Here is a 1,008-nt window from a genome sequence, read left to right as displayed (position 1 = left end):
GTTCTACGCCATGCTCGGCGTGGTGGTGGGCGGGCGCGTGGGCTACATGCTGTTCTATGCGCTGGGCGATTTCCTGCACAACCCGCTGCTGCTGTTCAAGGTATGGGACGGCGGCATGAGCTTCCACGGCGGCCTGCTGGGCGTGCTGTTCGCCTCGTGGTGGTGGTCGCGCAAGCACCGCCTGCACCTGTTCGACACGCTGGACTTCATGTCTCCGCTGGTACCGCTCGGGCTGGGCTTCGGCCGCATCGGCAACTTCATCGGCGCCGAGCTGTGGGGCAAGTACACCGACGGCAGCTGGGGCGTGGTGTTTCCCAGTGGCCTGCCGGCGCCGTTGAACGGGCTGGACCTGGCCACGCTGAAGGAACAGTTCGCCACCGGCGCGCTCAACCAGTACGCCCGCCATCCCTCGCAGCTGTATGAAGCGCTGCTGGAAGGCCTGGTGATGTTCGTGGTGTTGTGGGCGGTGTCGGCCAAGCCGCGCCATCGTTACGTGATCGCCGGCCTGTTCGCGTTGATGTACGGCGTCTTCCGCTTCGCGGTGGAGTTCGTGCGCATGCCCGACAACGGCGTCTACATCGCCTTCGGCTGGCTCACCAAGGGCCAGATCCTGTGCCTGCCGCTGATCGCCTTCGGCCTGGTGCTGCTGGCCCTGTCGCGCCGTGCCCCGGTGCTGCAGCCGCAGCTGCCGGTGCAGGCGGCCGGAGCGAAGGCATGAAGCCCTACCTGGACCTGCTGCAGCACGTGCTGGAGAACGGCACCGAAAAGTCCGACCGCACCGGCACCGGCACGCGCAGCGTGTTCGGCTGGCAGATGCGCTTCAACCTGGCCGACGGCTTCCCGCTGGTGACCACCAAGAAGCTGCACCTGCGATCGATCATCCATGAGCTGCTGTGGTTCCTGAAGGGCGACACCAACATCGCCTACCTCACCGACAACCAGGTGCGCATCTGGGACGAGTGGGCCGATGCCAACGGCGACCTGGGCCCGATCTACGGCAAGCAGTGG

Annotated in this window: 2 protein-coding genes; both read left to right on the top strand. The window is 66.3% G+C overall.

All coding sequences use genetic code 11. The features are described from left to right. Positions 1-718, top strand: a 718-nt coding sequence (gene lgt, locus DBR34_RS19525; protein WP_258224155.1) for a prolipoprotein diacylglyceryl transferase, incomplete at its 5' end; no start/stop codon positions are given. Beyond that, on the top strand, positions 715-1,008 hold a 294-nt coding region (gene thyA / locus DBR34_RS24145), incomplete at its 3' end, for a thymidylate synthase (protein ID WP_258224154.1). The genes lgt and thyA, both read left to right, overlap by 4 nt.

Source organism: Stenotrophomonas sp. HMWF003 (genome assembly GCF_003061285.1).
GTDB classification, from domain to species: Bacteria; Pseudomonadota; Gammaproteobacteria; order Xanthomonadales; family Xanthomonadaceae; genus Stenotrophomonas; species Stenotrophomonas maltophilia_AP.
Note: the sequence above shows the minus strand (reverse complement) of the source record. Positions and strands in the feature narration are given on the sequence as shown.